The 17,600-nt window shown below is 41.8% G+C and carries 13 protein-coding genes; 5 read left to right on the forward strand and 8 right to left on the reverse strand.

Annotated features, from left to right (window positions below):
* Positions 1 to 482 precede the first annotated feature (482 nt).
* The gene (locus L0Z67_RS17740; protein ID WP_392353620.1) at positions 483 to 2,981 is read left to right on the forward strand and encodes a S8 family serine peptidase; all 2,499 of its coding nucleotides are present in this window, start codon (positions 483 to 485) and stop codon (positions 2,979 to 2,981) included.
* A 136-nt stretch (positions 2,982 to 3,117) separates the two neighbouring features.
* A complete protein-coding gene (locus L0Z67_RS17745) occupies positions 3,118 to 4,329 on the forward strand; it encodes a sugar efflux transporter (protein ID WP_392353622.1) in 1,212 nt (403 codons plus the stop codon).
* A 96-nt stretch (positions 4,330 to 4,425) separates the two neighbouring features.
* Here the strand turns inward: L0Z67_RS17745 and L0Z67_RS17750 are convergent, their stop codons facing one another.
* From L0Z67_RS17750 to L0Z67_RS17760, 3 genes are all read right to left on the reverse strand, one after another.
* Positions 4,426 to 5,511 carry a methyl-accepting chemotaxis protein gene (locus tag L0Z67_RS17750; RefSeq protein ID WP_392353623.1) on the reverse strand — a complete coding sequence of 362 codons (1,086 nt, stop codon included), beginning with the start codon at positions 5,509 to 5,511 and terminating at the stop codon, positions 4,426 to 4,428.
* 185 nt (positions 5,512 to 5,696) lie between these two features.
* Positions 5,697 to 8,096, reverse strand: coding sequence for a TonB-dependent siderophore receptor (locus L0Z67_RS17755; protein WP_237115402.1), 2,400 nt, complete (start codon positions 8,094 to 8,096; stop codon positions 5,697 to 5,699).
* 152 nt (positions 8,097 to 8,248) lie between these two features.
* Complete coding sequence (locus tag L0Z67_RS17760) at positions 8,249 to 9,469, reverse strand: sugar MFS transporter (protein ID WP_062567618.1); 1,221 nt, start codon at positions 9,467 to 9,469, stop codon at positions 8,249 to 8,251.
* A 138-nt stretch (positions 9,470 to 9,607) separates the two neighbouring features.
* Between L0Z67_RS17760 and gtfA the strand changes: the two genes are divergently transcribed.
* Positions 9,608 to 11,080: a sucrose phosphorylase gene (gene gtfA, locus L0Z67_RS17765; protein WP_392353626.1), complete on the forward strand. Its 1,473-nt coding sequence runs from the start codon at positions 9,608 to 9,610 to the stop codon at positions 11,078 to 11,080.
* On the opposite strand, the gene L0Z67_RS17770 is transcribed toward gtfA, so the two are convergent.
* Positions 11,077 to 12,108 carry a LacI family DNA-binding transcriptional regulator gene (locus L0Z67_RS17770; RefSeq protein ID WP_392353628.1) on the reverse strand — a complete coding sequence of 344 codons (1,032 nt, stop codon included), beginning with the start codon at positions 12,106 to 12,108 and terminating at the stop codon, positions 11,077 to 11,079. The two genes, gtfA and L0Z67_RS17770, sit on opposite strands and share 4 nt — an antisense overlap.
* Before the next feature lie 129 nt (positions 12,109 to 12,237).
* Here L0Z67_RS17770 and L0Z67_RS17775 point away from each other — a divergent pair, with 129 nt between their 5' ends.
* The gene (locus L0Z67_RS17775; RefSeq protein ID WP_062567615.1) at positions 12,238 to 12,900 is read left to right on the forward strand and encodes a YoaK family protein; all 663 of its coding nucleotides are present in this window, start codon (positions 12,238 to 12,240) and stop codon (positions 12,898 to 12,900) included.
* Here L0Z67_RS17775 and L0Z67_RS17780 read toward each other — a convergent pair.
* Entirely contained in the window at positions 12,897 to 13,805 is a 909-nt protein-coding gene (locus tag L0Z67_RS17780) for a helix-turn-helix domain-containing protein (RefSeq protein ID WP_062567614.1), read from the reverse strand. The two genes, L0Z67_RS17775 and L0Z67_RS17780, sit on opposite strands and share 4 nt — an antisense overlap.
* Positions 13,806 to 13,965: 160 nt before the next feature.
* On the opposite strand from L0Z67_RS17780, the gene L0Z67_RS17785 reads away from it, so the two are divergent.
* Positions 13,966 to 15,486: an aldehyde dehydrogenase family protein gene (locus L0Z67_RS17785; protein ID WP_392353631.1), complete on the forward strand. Its 1,521-nt coding sequence runs from the start codon at positions 13,966 to 13,968 to the stop codon at positions 15,484 to 15,486.
* A 62-nt stretch (positions 15,487 to 15,548) separates the two neighbouring features.
* Here L0Z67_RS17785 and L0Z67_RS17790 read toward each other — a convergent pair whose 3' ends face one another.
* Genes L0Z67_RS17790 through L0Z67_RS17800 form a run of 3 tightly spaced genes read right to left on the reverse strand, consistent with a single transcriptional unit; the run spans position 15,549 to position 17,599 of the window.
* Positions 15,549 to 16,334 (reverse strand): sterol desaturase family protein, encoded by a 786-nt coding sequence (locus L0Z67_RS17790; protein ID WP_392353633.1) that lies wholly within the window; start codon positions 16,332 to 16,334, stop codon positions 15,549 to 15,551.
* Complete coding sequence (locus L0Z67_RS17795; protein WP_062567611.1) at positions 16,324 to 16,956, reverse strand: CDP-alcohol phosphatidyltransferase family protein; 633 nt, start codon at positions 16,954 to 16,956, stop codon at positions 16,324 to 16,326. The genes L0Z67_RS17790 and L0Z67_RS17795 overlap by 11 nt, the downstream gene beginning before the upstream one ends.
* Entirely contained in the window at positions 16,949 to 17,599 is a 651-nt protein-coding gene (locus L0Z67_RS17800; RefSeq protein ID WP_392353635.1) for an ATP-binding cassette domain-containing protein, read from the reverse strand. The genes L0Z67_RS17795 and L0Z67_RS17800 overlap by 8 nt, the downstream gene beginning before the upstream one ends.
* Position 17,600: the final 1 nt, after the last annotated feature.

Raw genomic sequence — 17,600 nt, forward strand, 5'->3', positions numbered from 1 at the left:
TACCGGCATGCCTTGCCGGATTAAGTGCGTGATATTCCGTTTGTGACGTTCAGAAGTGTATGAAACGTATTTACTACTCGTTGATAATCTGAATTTTAGATTAACAAGTAATTACTCTAGGCCGATTTTTAGGAATAAAAAATCATCATTTTTTGCTGTTTTTAATATTATTTATTTTCAATGGCTTAAGTCTGATTTGTTAATTTATTATTTAATTTCTGCTTATCGGTTGGTTAAAAAGTGCTAGTTATTGTGTTTGAGGTTCCTGAATTTGGAACCGGTTAAAAAGTGCTGCATTTCACTTTTTTCTATCATTTTTCCCATTTAAAAGTATGGATCTTTTATTTCGATAGGTATTTTTCTTGCCAGTTGATTGTGATTTGCCATTTATAAAATATGCCATGTGATATTCATTCAGAAGTAATGAGCTTTGTTGGTCGAGCCTACCTCTCGGCCAGCCTAACTAATTATGGATAGAAAATATGAAAACTAAATTATCTGTACTCAGCCTAGCTTTATTACCATGTTTAGGTACTGCGCAAATTAGCACTCCAGCAAAAGCGACCGTAGTCGGTGCAAGTGAAGACTCAGTTTTGGTCATGTATAAAGCTGGTACGTCTGTCGCGATGCGAGAAAATGCTCGCAACCTAGTGAAAGCGACGATTAGTGATGTTAACAAAGATGGTGTTGATGATAATTACTCTGCAATTTTATCTGGTCGTTTAGCTAAATTTAAAATTGTTGGTATGAGCAGCAAAGAAGCTATCAAGCGTCTACAAAGCCATGCTGCAATTGAATATGCCGAACCTGACTATCGTGTGTCGATAGCTAATGTGCCGAATGATCCTGATTTCTCTCAATTATGGGGTTTGCATAATGAAGGTCAAACCGGTGGTATAGAAGATGCTGATATTGATGCTGTTGAAGCGTGGAATATTTCCACAGGGAGCCGTGATGTTGTTGTTGGTGTAATCGATACTGGTGTTGATTACAGCCATGAAGATTTAGCGGACAATATGTGGATCAACCCAGGTGAAATTCCAGGTGATGGTATTGATAACGATGGTAATGGTTACATCGATGACGTACATGGTATTAATGCAATCACTGATGCAGGTGATCCTATGGATGATCAGGGTCATGGTACGCATGTATCAGGTACTATTGGTGCATCGGGTAATAATAGTACAGGTGTCGTCGGTGTAAACCAAGAAGCATCAATTGTAGGTTGTAAATTTTTAAGTGCAGATGGTACAGGCTCAACGTCTGATGCGATAAAATGTATCGACTATATGGTTGATCTTAAAAACCAAGGCGTCAATGTACGTGTTTTAAATAACAGTTGGGGCGGTGGTGGCTTTAGCCAAGCATTGGCAGATGCGATCACTGCAAGTGAGCAAGCAGATATTTTATTTGTTGCAGCCGCAGGTAATGATGCAGTAGATAACGATCAAAACCCGCATTACCCGTCAAACTACGAGCACGAGAGTGTGTTATCCGTTGCCAGTACTGATAGCAGAGACAATATGTCGAGCTTTTCACAATGGGGTTTAACCAGTGTTGATTTAGGTGCACCAGGTAGTGCAATTTTATCAACGGTACCTGGTAATGGTTATGCAAGCTATTCTGGTACTTCAATGGCCACACCGCATGTTGCAGGTGCTGCGGCACTGGTGTTATCAATCAACCCCGATTTAACAGCGCTCGAGCTAAAACAACTGTTAATGAATAGTGGTGATCAAAATGAAGCATTGCAAGGTAAAACGGTATCGGGTAATCGTTTAAATGTGCATCAAGCGCTTGAACAAGCTGATCCGACACCAAGCTTCAGAATTTCGGTTTCGCCAGGTTCGCAACAAATCACCGCAGGTGAAACTGCAACCTATACCTTTGAAATTGGCTCAATTGCCGAGTGGGAAGGCGTTGTTAACCTAGCGCTTCAAGCTGATTTAGACGGTGCAACGCTATCGCAAACTGAAGCTGTGCCGGGTGATCTAGTTACATTAACAGTTCCCACACAAGAGGAAACGGCTTGGGGTAGCTATAGTTTTGTTGTTGATGCAACGTCAGGTGAACTAGCAAAACAAAGCACTGTGTCACTATTTGTTAATCCTGTTGGCTTAAATGATTTTACTTACTCAAATGAAACACCTTTGACTATTCCAGATAACGATGACACAGGTATTGATTCAATAATAACTGTTGCTGACGAGCTGACAGTATTCTCAACGGATGCAAGTATTGATATTGCTCATACTTACATTGGTGATTTAATCGTTACGTTAACTTCGCCGCAAGGAACAACTGCCACGCTTCACAGCCAATCAGGAGGTGGCGCAGATGACTTAGTACAAAGCTATTCGCTGGCTAACTTTAATGGCGAAGTTGCAACCGGTGATTGGGTACTTAATGTCAAAGATGTACTGGCTGCTGATACAGGTACATTAAACAGCTGGTCACTTACTTTCAGCGCCATTGGTGAGGTAAGCCCGCAGCCACCACAAGCAGGTTTTGCATTTGAAGCATCCGGTTTAAATGTAACGTTCACCAATACAAGCACAGATAGCAATAATGATATTGTTTCTTGGGCGTGGGATTTTGGTGACGGTGCATCATCGACAGATGCAAATCCGCTACATACTTATGCCGAAGCGGGTAGCTATGAAGTGACGCTAACAGCAACAGATAGCGAAGGCCAAACAGATACGTTTACGCAAACAGTCGTCGTATCTGATGTTGAAATTGAGTTATCGCTTAAACGCTCAAGTAAAACGCGTTTAGGTACTATGCGTGTTGATTTAAGCTGGCAAACAGTTGCTGATCAAGTAAGCATCTACCGTAACGGAGAACTACTTGAAACAGTAGCTGATCGCGGCTTCTACCGTGATGTAGAGCGTAATGCTGAGTTACCAAGTTATGAGTACAAGGTATGTGTGACTGAAACCGTTTGCTCTAACCCTGTAACGGTATCGTTCGACTAATTGAGTTCCACTTCGCAAAAGCCCAGCTTATACGCTGGGCTTTTTTATTTGTATTACAAAATGAAGTTTTCGCTAAAACGGTGTATAATTTGCGCCCTTTATATCTATTCACGTGTCATATTGTTGTGGGGTTGTCGTGAAAGCATTGCTGAAACAGCATGGTGTAATTTTTTTTCTGCTAAGTATGCTAACCGGGTTAATGGGAGCATTCGTTAACCCGTTGATGAGCCTATTCATTGTAGAAGGGCTGCAAACACCGCCCGTTTATTTGGGTGTTTATATGGTGGCGGTCACTATTACGGGTTTAGTTATCAGTCAGTGGCTGGGTGGCATGGCTGATAATGGCACCAGTGCGCGTAAGTTATTTATGGTGGCTGTATCAGGTATGGTGTGCGCGTTAGTGGCCTTTGCGAATGCTACTGCATTTTGGCAAGTCCTGCTCGCAGGCGTGCTATTTTTGGCGATGGGCAATGCAGCAATCCCGCAAATGATGACCGTGGCAAGACAATGGGCAGGGCGTCAACAGAACATCGACATTACCAGCTTTAATTCCCGTTTACGTGCTGCTATTTCCTTTGCTTGGGTGGGCGGTCCGCCGCTTGGTTATTTGTTAGCTGCGGGAGGCGAATTTAGCCGCTCGTTTTACTTTGCTGCAGCGTGTGCATTGGTTGCACTTATTTTTGCATTTAAGTTTATTCCTGACTACAGCGCGAAAAAGTCACAGCACAGCTCAGAGCCGGCAGCCGCAGCGAGTTTATCATTTTGGTTGTTGGGATTAGCCATTACGCTTGGTTCAACGGGCAATATTATGTATTCATCTGCCTTGCCACTTTATAGCATTACTGAACTAAGGTTTGCACAGCATACGCCAGGGCTATTTATGGGTGTGGTGGCACTGTTAGAAATTCCTATCATGCTGTATGGGGCAAGGCTTGCTAAAAAATACAGCAAGGTTTCGATGCTTTCGGTGGCATTTTGTTGTGCCATTGTATTTTATTTAGGAGTGTTTTTTGCCACTCAAGTGTGGCATTTAATCGCGCTGCAAAGTTTAAACGGGCTGTTTTACGGTGTTTTTGCGGGCATTGGCTTAACCGTATTACAAGATCAGCTTCCAGAGCGAATAGGTTTTACTTCGGCGTTTTACACGAACGCAATTAAACTCGGCGTTATGTGTGGGACAGGGGCAACAGGGGTTATTGCACAGTTTTATAGTTTTAGATTTGCAACCCTTGGTTCTATGGTTGCTGCAAGCTTGGCATTAGGGTGTTTGCTGTTGTTTAGCTATGTAAAACGACAAGAACAACACGGAGCTGTTATGCCAGTGCGACAAGAAGGCCTAGTTGAGTAATTAGCTTAAATAGATAAAAGACCGAGTATCTGTGAAGTGACCCCAAATAGTTGGACATTCCAATTACTGGGGGGTTTAATTATGAGTAACGACCCATTAGCCATTAGCGAGTTGATCAAGTAAATTCATCACATGTTCACTGGCTGCTTCCATCTTATTAATGTGATTAATCGCTGCGTCTTTATTGCCAGTTTGCAGCATGACTAATGCCTCAACACCATTGCGATGAACTTCATGATGTGGCTCTTCTAATTGACGAAATGCGTTATGTTGTTTGAAGCCATTTGATTGCTCTGAATTATACCATTTGCCTAATCGGCACATAGTATGGTCTGAAAAGTCATCAATCGACTTGTTACTTGTGCCATTAGCAACCGCATAGACTTCACCTTTCCAAACAATGTGATCTAGTTTTACGGTTTGCACAAATGAGCGTATGGCTGCATTAATAATCGTTTCTTTCATTGAATCACAGTGGCTCATGATTGAACCATAGTCATTGTTTAGCGTATCAAAACTTGTTGAAAGTTGAGTGTTGTTTTGCTGGATATCTTCAACCGAGGTCACTGTTTCGCTGGTTTTGTTGATGATCTCCTTTACTAGATCAGACACTTCTTGTGCTGATTTATTGGTGTTGGTTGCAAGCGTACGCACTTCGTCGGCAACAACGCTAAACCCACGACCAGCCTCACCCGCACGGGCAGCTTCAATCGCAGCGTTAAGCGCGAGTAAGTTGGTTTGATCAGAAATCTTAGAAATGGTTGATACAAAGGTATTGATGCTATCCGCCATATCAGATAGGCCGGTAATGTTACTGGTCATACTACCCATTTTGCTCGCCATATTCGCCATTTCACTCACAATATGTTGCAGGGCATTATTTGAGTCATTCAAGAGTTGGCTTATTTGTAAAGTTACTTGGCTTTCTTCTTCGATAACAAGGTATGAGTCGAGTACAGTTTGGCGTACACCCTCAATTTGCGTGATACATTCAATCGAACTATTTAATAAATTGGCTAGGAACAATTGGTCTGCATCATCAGCTTGATGATGTAATTTTGCTTCTAAGCGTTCGTTTTCGTCACGTAATACGTGATTGTCGGCTTTAAGTGCCTCAACTTCAGCTAATAGCGCGTTGTATTGATCTTGGAGTAAAGAGTGGCTTTTGCTAGAGACAAACATGTATGTTCCTAATTCATATGGTTGATACTTCTTACACAAGTTGATTATAGATCAAAGTATTAACTTATTATCAATGTTTTTGTTAGAAAGAGAGTAATTAAGAGTATTTGATTAAGAGAAGTGAAAAAGCTGGTTATTAAAGCGAAAAAGCCCAGTAAATACTGGGCTAAAACGAGGGAGGAGAGTTAAAAGAAAGAATATTTTAAAGTAAGCGACGTTGTACGGCCGTTAATAGTACGGGCACGGATAATGTCGTTATTGGGTACCGAGCCTTCTTCCGCTTCTGTGATACCTACAGTGTCAAACAGGTTGTTCACGTTAAGCGATAGGCTTAAGTTCTCAGACAGGTTGTAACTTATAAAGCCATTCACTTGTGTATAGCCATCGAACTTAAGGTCGTTATTATCTTGTGCGTAGGCATCTGTTGTACCAATCAAGCTTAGGCCTGCTGCACCTTTATCAAAGTTGTAAGTGGCCATTAGAGAGTAAATAAGGTCAGCTTGACGACGTGGTGTATTACCGACTAATTCTGGCGATAACACATCTTTGGCGATCTCAGCATCTGTCCAAGTAAAGTTACCACGGAAATCCCAGTCGCCTACATAGTAAGTTGATTCAACCTCGATACCTTTTGCTTCATACTCGCGGTCAAAGAACTTTTGCGATGTGGCTTCGAAGTTTTGTTCTTCCGTTTCTGCGTAGAATGCTGTAGCAAATACTGATAGCGAATCAAAACGTTTTTTCACACCGATTTCGTATTGATTTACTTCATCAATTGCATCCGCTTTGGCAACCGAACCGTCAGCTTCTACTTTACCGAATAGTAAGCGGTCTGCATTTGCACGGCCACCTTTACTCAAGCGGGCGAATGTCGCAAAACTTGGGTCAATTTGGTAGTTCGCACCAATTGAGTACGAGCTGTAGTGCCAGTCATAGTTAACAATGCTTGGATTTGCGTTATCAATACCAACAACACTTTGCTCAGGAATTGAGATTGTACCGTCGCCGTTCATATCAATAGTCGATGTTACGGCACCTGCGTAGGTACCACGCGCTTCACCTGAATCATAGCGAGCACTTGCATCAATGCTTAAATCGCCAAACTTAGTGGCTAAGTTAATGTAAGGTGCACGTGTTTCGTACTCTGTATCGTAGTTACGTTGACAGCAATTACCCCAGTATGGAGTACCATAAGCATACAAGCCATTATCAGAATAACTATCACCATTAGCTGCAAAAACATCAAGTAATGCTGCGTTGTCGCCTTTTAGCTCCATCACATACGAGTTCCAAAGCCACGACATATCGATTGATTGGCTAGATGCAAAGTAACCAAAGGTTACACTGGTATCATCAGAAAACGACTTAGTTAACTTAAGGTCATTAACAATTGAACCCATGTCGTTTAGTGTTACATCGAATGTGTGAATGCGCATTGCTAAATCGTCATTGCCATAAGTTTGACCTGCTGAGCCGCCATTTGCATAAACAAGTGATGCACCATCTCCAGCAATACTAGATGCAATAGAGCTTGCAGATGCAACTTCAGCTGGAATAAGAGAAATAAAGTTACCGCTCACTGATGATGTTCTAAAGCGGTTTTCGATGCGCCAGTCGTTGTCTAAATCAAAGGCCGCTTCAAAACCTACTGAGGTAACCACTGGGTTCATACCGTCTGTCATATCACCCGTGCTGATTTGGTTATCACCATTTAAACGCAGAGTTTGTGTGAAAAGTGCTGAATGCGGCGTATCTGATTGCGCATCAAAACCTGGGATTGAGTCACCATTTGAATACATAGGCATAGGTAGATAACCTACACTTTTATCATCGAGGTGTTTAAAGTAAACACGCACATAACCTGTATCAAATTCTTTCGTCAGGTTTGCCTTAATTTGGCCGCCTTTATTAGATGTATAACCGGTTTCACGCGGGCCTTCACCTTGGCGTACAAAGCCACCAATGTGATAACGCACGCTGTCACTCAAATAAGTACCATACTCAAAGTCAGTACGAATCGAGTCATAGTCAAGACCCACAGTGGTTGAGACACTGCCTGATTCGTTCTCACCGGTTTTCGAAATAAAGTTGATGATACCGCCAGGGGCATCGCTTGCTGCTGTCGATGCTGAGCCACCACGGATTGATTCAACACTTTGTACAGTTGAGTCTAACCGCATAAAGATATCAGCGTTACCAAAGGCAATATCGCCAAACTGCATCACTGGTAGGCCGTCTTCTTGTAGTTGCAGGAATTTAGCACCACCGGATGCGACCGGTAAACCGCGTACTGCGATATTGGCGTTACCTTCACCACCTGTTGATTCTGAACGAACACCTGGAATAGTTCTGAATGCTTCTGCGGTAGAGCGTGGTGTTGATACTTCAATTTCAGCTAACGTAACACTACTAACCGACGAACTTGATGCCATAATAGTTGTACGACGCGGTACACCTGTTACAACAATCGTTTCAAGGCCGCTTTTTTTGGCCTCCGGTTGTGCTTGCTCTTCGGCGTGTAAATTTTGACTTACTGCTAGTGCAAGCGCGCTTAAAGTGTAAAGGGCATGTTTGTGTGTTGTCATAATGTGCCTCGTTTCAATCCCAGATGGTTTGTTGTCTAAATTTGTATCTTAATCGATTAAGTAAAGATAACAATGATTTTACATAGTGCAAGTTTTTTTAGTAAAAAACTTGTACGATTTATGTCCGATAATTGATTTCTAACGATTTTTATTTAGTGACTTAGCGCACTGTGCTGCGCTAACGCTTGCTCAGCAGGGTTACGTAAGTAGTTATAGAGCATGGCTAAAAACAGTAAACATGCGAAGCCAGTTGCGAGGTAAAAACCGTAACGAATATGGCCAAAGTAATCACTGATCACACCCATTAATAAGGGGCCTGCTGCGGCCGAGAGGGCGGTAAAAAACAAAATAACCCCAGCTACTGCACCGTGCTGCTGCACTGCAAAGCAAGAAATACCTTTTGAATTTAAAGTTGGGTAGATCATCGACATGAATAGCCCAGATAGAGGTAATAAGAATACTGCCCAGTCAACACCACCAAAAATTAACCCTAAATAACATAGCGCAATTCCCAAGCTTAAATACAGCATTGCCGCTTGCCAGCTTAAATGATTTAGAAGCCATACCGCTAAGAAACGCCCTGCCGCGCGTAAAATAAAAAATAAGGTCAGTGCATACGTCGCTAGTAATTGCCACGGGCCGTTGTAATCGCCAAGTAAAGTCGGCATCCATACGTAAATTGCTACTTCAGTTGCAACATAAAGGGCAATCGCTAATGAAAAGCCAAGTGCGTAAGGGTTTTTCATCATGCTCATTGTGGTTGCAAATGACGCAGGTTTAGCGTGTTCTTCAAGTTTTTTAGGTGTCGGGTAATCTGCACGCCAAGCGATTAGGGTCAAAATTAAGCACAAAACGCCGGCGATAACGTAGAGGTAAGTCCAGCTTACCTGCTGGGTGATTAAAAAGCTTACCAGTGCAGGGCCAACAATGGCACCAATACCAAAGAAACCTTCTACCAAGTTCATGGTTTTTGTATGTTCTAAATTGTTTTTAGAAATATCACCTAGTAACGCCAAGGCGCCTGTTTTAAACAAACCGATAGCAAGACCAATACAGCTAAGTAGTACCACAAATATGCTAAAGCTGCTGCTAATGGCAAACAGAAAACAACTAATCGTAAATAAGCCTAGTCCTAGCATTATGGTTTGTTTGCGGCCAAGACTATCGGCCAAAAAGCCTAAAAATAGGCCGCTAAACGCAATGAGTGCCATAGGTGCATAATGAAAAGCGCTAGCTTGGGTCATGCTTAAGTTAAATTCATTGATAAGCTCAGGAATGATCATACCAACCGCATCAGAGGTCATAGCAAACATAAAAAACATCATGTATGTCAGCCATCTAATGGTTTGCAAAGGATCGTGTGTTCTATTCATTGTTGTATCCCCACCGAAAGGTCTGCACCTTTACTATGTATATTAGTGTATAAAAACGATAAAAACTGCTTGAATAATTTGCTGTCGTGGTTAAAGATATATCTTAATCGATTAAGTTTCAACTTGGTATTAACAATTATGATCAACAATAAAGTGCAATTAATCACCTATGCAGACCGTATTACTGGTCAAGGTATTGATGAATTAAGTAATTTATTAAATGGCCCACTTAACAATGTGTTTGCAGGTGTACATTTGTTGCCATTTTATAATCCGATTGATGGCAGTGATGCTGGCTTTGATCCTATTGATCATAGTGAAGTAGACTCGCGCCTTGGTAGCTGGAACGATATTAACGTGCTTGGTGCCAACTATGACTTAATGGCTGACTTGATTGTTAACCATGTTTCAGCACAGTCTTTCCAATTTAAAGATGTACTCGCAAAAGGTAAGCAATCTGAATTTTGGGATTTATTTTTAACCAAAGACGATGTATTCCCAAATGGCATGTCTGAGGCTGAGCAACAAGCAATTTATCGTCCGCGTCCAGGTAGTTGTTTTACACCTATTGCGTGTGGTGATGGCCAAACCTATGATTTTTGGACCACATTTACCGATAACCAAATTGATATTAATGTGAAATCAACGGCGGGTATCGAGTATCTAAATACGGTGCTTGGAAAATTTGCTGATAATAATGTCAACATTATTCGTTTAGATGCGGCGGGCTATGCGATTAAAGAAGCAGGCACGAACTGCTTTATGCTGGATGAAACCTTTGAATACTTGAACACGCTTTCCGCGCAAGCGAATGAAGCGGGTATGGAAACCATTGCGGAGATTCATAGCCATTTTCAAACTCAGGTTGAAGTCGCAAAGCGTGTAAATATGGTATACGACTTTGCCTTACCGCCACTTATTTTGCATAGTTTGTTCAGTAATGATGCGCAAGCTTTATTGAACTGGCTAACAATTTCGCCGCGTAACTGTTTAACGGTACTCGATACTCATGATGGTATTGGTATCATTGACGCAGGCCCGATGGGTGATAAACCGGGTTTATTAAATGCAGCGCAAATTGATAATTTGGTCGAAACTATTCATGAAAAGAGTGAAGGACAAAGCCGCCTAGCAACCGGCGCAGCAGCAAGTAATGTTGATTTATACCAAGTAAACTGTACATATTACAATGCCTTGGGCGCAGATGACTTTGATTACCTATTAGCGCGTGCGATTCAGTTTTTCGCGCCAGGTATCCCACAAGTTTATTATGGCGGTCTGTTTGCATGTGAGAACGATATGGAATTACTGGCTCGCACCAATGTAGGTCGTGATATCAATCGTCCTTACTTAAATGCACAAGACATTGATGCTGCACTTGCTAAACCTGTGGTGAAAGGTTTGATAAAGTTGATTCAATTACGTAATGAGCACCCAGCGTTTAACGGTGAGTTCATTGCGAAAGGTGAAGGCAGTGTGTGTCGTTTAAGCTGGCATGATGATACCAGCTCCATCGAGTTAAAAGTTGACTTTGCTAGCCGTGAAGTGCTCATTGTCGATCACCGAGAGGGCGAGCAAAGCATCAACGATTTGGCTGACTATTTAGTTTAACTGCTCTGACCCAATTGCAGTTGATAGTCGATTTCGGCTGTTTGCTGCTCTTTCGATAAAAACAAGGTCGCTGCAATACGGCCTTTTTCTTCACTGTTTTGGTGGACTGTCGTGAGCTTTGGCACAAATCGTTGTCCTTCATCTATACCGTCAAAGCCAACAATTCTGATGTCTTCAGGAATTGATAAGCCCATTTTTAATGCTTCGCGCATCGCGGCAAGGGCGATTAAATCACTCATACATAGCAACACGTTTGGTCTTGGTGAACTGCTTAGCGCTTCTTTGGCGGCAATACTGGCAAAGCGCTCGCTACTTTCTGGAATGTTCCATGTTCTATCATCGCCAAGGGTGATGCCTGCATCGTTAATCGCTTGGAGATAACCACGCAGCCTCTGGTGAGCAATAGACTGACCCGCTTCAAATTCATGATGCTCGTATACACGGCATAATACGTCGTTATCGAGTAAGCGCAGGCCTAAAATAGCCACCCGATCATCATTTTCTTGTAGTGCATGCTTGGCAATATCGAAACTGGCTTGTTGGTTGTTTACGTTTACTGAGGCATCGCGACCGATGTTAAAATCAACCGTCACCACATGTTTAGCAACCTGTTTTAATTGTTCAACAAGTTGCTTATTACGTGGTCGACCATAGCAAATAAAGCCATCAACAAAATCAACCACGCTATTGAGGTTATCGTTGTTACCTGAAAATAATAAAAGATTAATGCCATTTTTTTCGAGTACCGCCGATACACCGCGCATAAAGCTGCTTGCAACCGGATCTGACACCATATATTCAACACTGTCTGGCAATACTAAAGCAACAATGTTAAAGGTGCCTCGGCGTAATGATTGCGCCGCCTTGTTAGGACCAAAATAGCCGAGCTTTTTACAGGCCGCCAAAATCTCTTCGCGGCGTGCTTTCGATAATTGATCAGGGCGGTTAAACGCATTTGATACGGTGGCATTTGAAACGCCTAACTCTTTGGCAATACTTTTCAGCGTCCAACTTTTTGGCTTTGTCATTGTCGGTTCTTAATCGATTCACTTAATGGTAAATTACCATATAAAGAGTCGAAAAAAAGTGTTTTTAGTCATTAAATTAGGCGTACCATAAGAGAATGAGTTCGAGTGTGAGAAAAAGGCGAATAGCGAGTGATTTCTAAGTTACCAAAATGGGTTGAGATTGGCGCATTTATTTTGGCATTGGTGGCAGGTTGCGTAAATGCAGTTGGTTTACTTAGTTTTGAGCATCAAGCTGTATCGCATTTATCGGGGACTGCCACCTTGCTTGGTGCAGATCTTATGCAAGGCAACAGCCTTGATGCTTTTCATTTATTCGGCGTATTACTGTCATTTTTAGTCGGATCAGGTATTGCTGGGTTTTTACTGCATAGCTCAGCACTTAAACTAGGTCGTCATTACGACACGGCATTATTGATTGAGGCAGGGCTTTTATTGGGGGCACTTTGGTTACTGTTTAATGGCTCTGGCTACGGGCACTTTTTAGCCTCTGCGGCATGTGGGTTACAAAACGCCTTGGCAACAACTTACAGTGGCGCAATTGTTCGTACCACCCATGTGACAGGTATCTTTACTGATTTAGGTATCATGTTTGGTCGGGTTTTACGTGGTGAAACCCTTGATAAACGTAAGGCTAAACTTTTCGGCCTTATTATATTAGGCTTTATTTTGGGTGGCTTAGCAGGGGCATGGTTATTTGCAAAATTGAGCTTTGCGGCACTTTATGTACCAAGTGCTATTTGTATTTTACTCGCCTTGACCTATCGCGTTTATAGCCATCGAAGCGCAACTTAATGATTAGCGATACTCTTTGGTGTTGCGCCAAAAGCTTGTTTAAAAATACGACTAAAATGGCTGGGGTTATTAAAGCCTAGTTGATAACATACTTGGCTTATCGCCTCACCTTTTTCCAGCAGTTTATAGGCTTTTTTTAAGCGCAGTTGTTGTTGCCAAAGTGCTGGCGTTACACCAAATGCCAATTTAAATTGCTGATAAAACTTACTGCGACTCATGCAGGCAATCTTACATAACACGTCGATATCGATATTCTCAGCAAGGTGCTGTTCTAAGTAGCTAATTACATGGCTCAGAGGGGTTGCAAGCTTACCCTGTTTGCAGCTTGCTATCATTAAATCTCGGCTTTGTTGCTGTAGAAGGCGGGTTATTAGCTCATTAAGCGATAAATCAATTAAGTAATCTCTGTGCTGCTCATTTTCACTAAACAGGGTGATCATTCGCTCAAGCAGTTGTTGGGTTTGTTGGTTATGCTGTGCATGCACCAGTTTAGCTTGATACTGAAAAAAATCATCCTGTGTAATTTGCTGATTAAAATTTAGATTATCAACGACTTGGCTTATTTTATCTGTACTAATTTCAATTGCTAAACAGGTTGTTGGTTGATTGAGTGAAGCATTGGGGAAATCAATTAATACCCCTTGCTCTGGGGCAAGTACAAACGACTGGTTAGGTAGAAATTCTTTGTGATAATCACTGTCGGCAACATGCATGATTTTTTTACCACTGATCATGCCACAGAATAATAACTCAGTGGAATGCAGTGCCACTTTCTGCGCATCTAAATAGGTATCGTAAATACTTAATTCAGCATGCTTACCAGCAAAGCTTATTTTATTTTCAATAAGTACATCAATACGTTGGCGTTTTTTGTCTAAGTGACTATGGGTGATTGATGTATTCATTGTTGCCTCACTATTCCTTATTTATGGACAGATAGTCAAAAAGTCTGGACTGAGAATCAAGTGCCTTTTGTGTAACTGGGCTAACGTAAATAGTTAGCGGTTATACAAACAATAACTCACCGCTTAAATAAAATACAACAATTTGAAGAGAGAACACATTATGATTTATACAAATCCCGGTAGCGAAGACGCTAAAGTCAATTTTAAAGCCCAGTACGAAAATTATATTGGTGGCCAATGGGTCGCTCCAGTAAAGGGTCAATACTTTGAAAATATTAGCCCAGTGAACGGCAAGGTATTTTGTAAAATACCTCGTTCATCAAAAGAAGATATCGATTTGGCGCTTGATAAAGCCCATGATGCAAAAGTCGCATGGGGAACAACATCCGTCACAGAACGTAGCAATATCTTATTAAAAATAGCCGACCGAATTGAACAAAATTTAGAGATGCTTGCAGTGGCAGAAACCTGGGACAACGGTAAAGCAATACGTGAAACACTCGCCGCAGATGTGCCATTAGCGGCTGATCACTTTCGTTATTTTGCAGGCTGTATCCGTGCACAAGAGGGATCAATTGGTGAAATAGATGAAACCACAGTGGCGTATCATTTTCACGAACCACTGGGTGTAGTGGGGCAAATTATTCCTTGGAACTTTCCATTGTTAATGGCTGCGTGGAAGCTTGCTCCAGCCCTTGCAGCGGGGAATTGTGTGGTTTTAAAACCAGCTGAGCAAACGCCCGCGTCAATTTTAGTGTTGCTCGAAGTGATCGGCGATTTATTACCTGCGGGTGTACTAAATATAGTAAACGGGTATGGTAAAGAGGCAGGTGAAGCACTTGCAACAAGTCCACGTATTGCAAAAATTGCCTTTACAGGTTCAACGCCTGTGGGGTCGCATATCTTAAAGTGTGCTGCTGATAATATTATTCCATCAACTGTAGAATTAGGTGGTAAATCGCCAAATATTTTCTTTAACGATGTGATGGAAAAAGATGATGAGTTCTTAAGTAAAGCGGTTGAAGGAGCGGTACTTGCGTACTTTAACCAAGGTGAAGTGTGTACGTGTCCATCGCGTTTATTTATTCAAGAGGATATTTATGAGCAGTTTATAGAGCGCGTACTTGCCCGTACTTTACAAATTAAGCGTGGTAACCCACTTGATACCGAAACCATGGTGGGCGCACAAGCATCGCAAGCTCAATTTGATAAAATTTTAAGTTACATTGAAATCGGTAAAAAAGAAGGGGCCGAAGTGCTAGCTGGTGGTGAAGTAGAACAACTGTCGGATGAGTTTAATGGTGGCTATTACATTCAACCAACGCTATTAAAAGGCACTAACGATATGCGTGTATTCCAAGAAGAAATTTTTGGTCCTGTCATTTCAATGTCGACGTTTAAAGATGAAGATGAAGCCTTAGCGCTGGCTAATAGCTCAGAGTTTGGTTTAGGCGCCGGTGTATGGAGCCGGAACATGAACCGTGCTTATCATTTTGGTCGTAAGATTGAAGCCGGTCGTGTTTGGACAAACTGCTACCACATGTATCCAGCTCATGCTGCATTCGGTGGTTATAAAAAGTCAGGTATTGGTCGCGAAACACATAAACTTGCCCTTGATCATTACCAACAAACGAAAAATCTATTAGTTAGTTACAGCGAAAACCCGTTAGGCTTCTTTTAAATCCCTTGCTTATTGTTGTCGAAGCTAACCAAACGCCACTCAGTAGTGGCGTTTTTAATGAGTTATTTGAACGGCATGCTTAGGAGTGTGGCTAAAGATGTATTCTGCTTAGTGGCTTTATATTGGCTCAGGCCAATGTCTTGTAAATCATCGCCTTTTATTGCCACGTTTCGATAACTTAAAAATAACTTATCCCACCAAACTAGGCTAAATCCGTAATTACTGTTGGTTTCATGGATGTGTGTACTATGGTGAATGCGATGCAGTTTCTGGGTAATAATAAATAGGTGCAGGGCTTTTTCTAGCTTTTCAGATAAACAGATATTTGCATGATTGAATAGCGCAAAACCATTGAGCGCAACTTCAAAGATAAGTACGGCAACCGCTGGAACACCAAGCACTGTTATAGCGATGAGTTTAACAAGAATACTTAGGGCAATTTCTATTGGATGAAAGCGTAATCCCGTACTGGCATCAACGTGGCAATCAGCATGATGCACTTTATGGAGCCGCCAAAGTAATGGGACTCGATGAAATAAACGATGCTGCCAGTAAATCAGCATATCTAGTATTAGTAAACTTAGTGGAATACTTACCCACAGTGACAGCTCTAAATAGTTAAATAACCCTAGTGCTTGCTGGTGATTAAAATCAGCGAGGGTAGTAAGACTCACCGGCACCGCTAAACGTGCAATGATAGAAGATACAATGACCAATGAAAAATTACCAAACCAGCGATACCTTGCTGTAATAGGCGATAATCTTGCAGGTTTTTTCCATTCAAGTAACATCATGATGATTAATATGCTGAGAAAGCAGCCGACTCGCCAATATAGTTCATTCGTCATTGTTTAGCTCTTGTTGCTTTAGGGTGAAGTAACCACCATAGATGCGCGTGATGATAGTGATAGTGCATGCAACAGCAAATAGGCTCGCTAACACAGGAAAGCTGCTAGGCCATAAACACAATGCTATAAACAAAGCGATGGTTTCACTCCCTTCGGTTAACCCATTCAGATAGTAAAAGCTTTTATTTTTGAATTGAGGCTTCTCTAGCTGAAACTTCTCAGCAGCAACTGCAAAGGCAAGAAAGCTTGATCCTGTGCCAATAAAACTCACTAGTAAAATTGCGCCAGCAATCGCATTTTGTTGTGGGTCAGCCAAGATAAAACCGAAAGGGATCGCGGCGTAAAATAAAAAGTCGAGAGTAATATCTAAAAAACCACCAGAACTTGAGCTGGTATTGCTATATCGGGCCAGTGCGCCATCCAAACCATCAAATATACGGTTTAAAATGATAGCAGCGAGCGCCAAATTCCATAATTTAAAGGCAATAAAAGGAACGGCAAGTAGGCCTAGAATGAATCCAGTTAAAGTGAGTTGATCAGCCGTTACGCCTCGTTTATCCAATTGCGTAACAATCGGCATTAGTAGCGGTTTTATGACGGGTGTAATGTATCTATCAAGCATAGCGTTTTTCCAAAGTTGCTAAGTTAATAATATTTCCTCTGGCAGCTATGGCATCACTGTGATCATGCGTGACCATGATAGCGGGTAATTGATGTGCTCTGATTTGTTTAAAAACAATGTCACGAACTTCTTGGCGAAGCTCACTATCTAGTTTACTGAAGGGTTCATCAAGAAGGATGGCTTTTGGTTTACTTAATAAAACACGCAGGAGTGCCACACGAGCTTGTTGTCCGCCAGATAAGCTTGCTGGAGAGCGTTTTTCTAACCCGCCTAAGCCAACTTTTTCTAAGGCAAGACTCACGTTTTCAAGGTCTTTCTTTTTGCTTAACTTAGGCATAGCAAATGCAATATTGCCCTCAACAGACAAATGAGGAAAGAGTAATGGGTCTTGATAGAGTAAGCCAATGTGACGCAAATGACAGGGAGTATGGGTAATATTTTGTTGGTTTAAGTAGAGATTACCGTGGGCAGTAAACGTTGGTGGTAGCATACCTGTTAGCCAATTAAGCAAGGTGGACTTTCCACTCCCTGATGGCCCCATAATGCTTAGGATCTCACCACCTTGAATAGATTCATTAAGTGACAGCAGTGCTGTTTTATTACGCCAAATTGTGAGTTCTTTAATATCTAATGAGGAATGCATA

The sequence above is a fragment of the Pseudoalteromonas sp. PB2-1 genome (assembly GCF_045040605.1).
GTDB lineage: Bacteria > Pseudomonadota > Gammaproteobacteria > Enterobacterales > Alteromonadaceae > Pseudoalteromonas > Pseudoalteromonas arabiensis.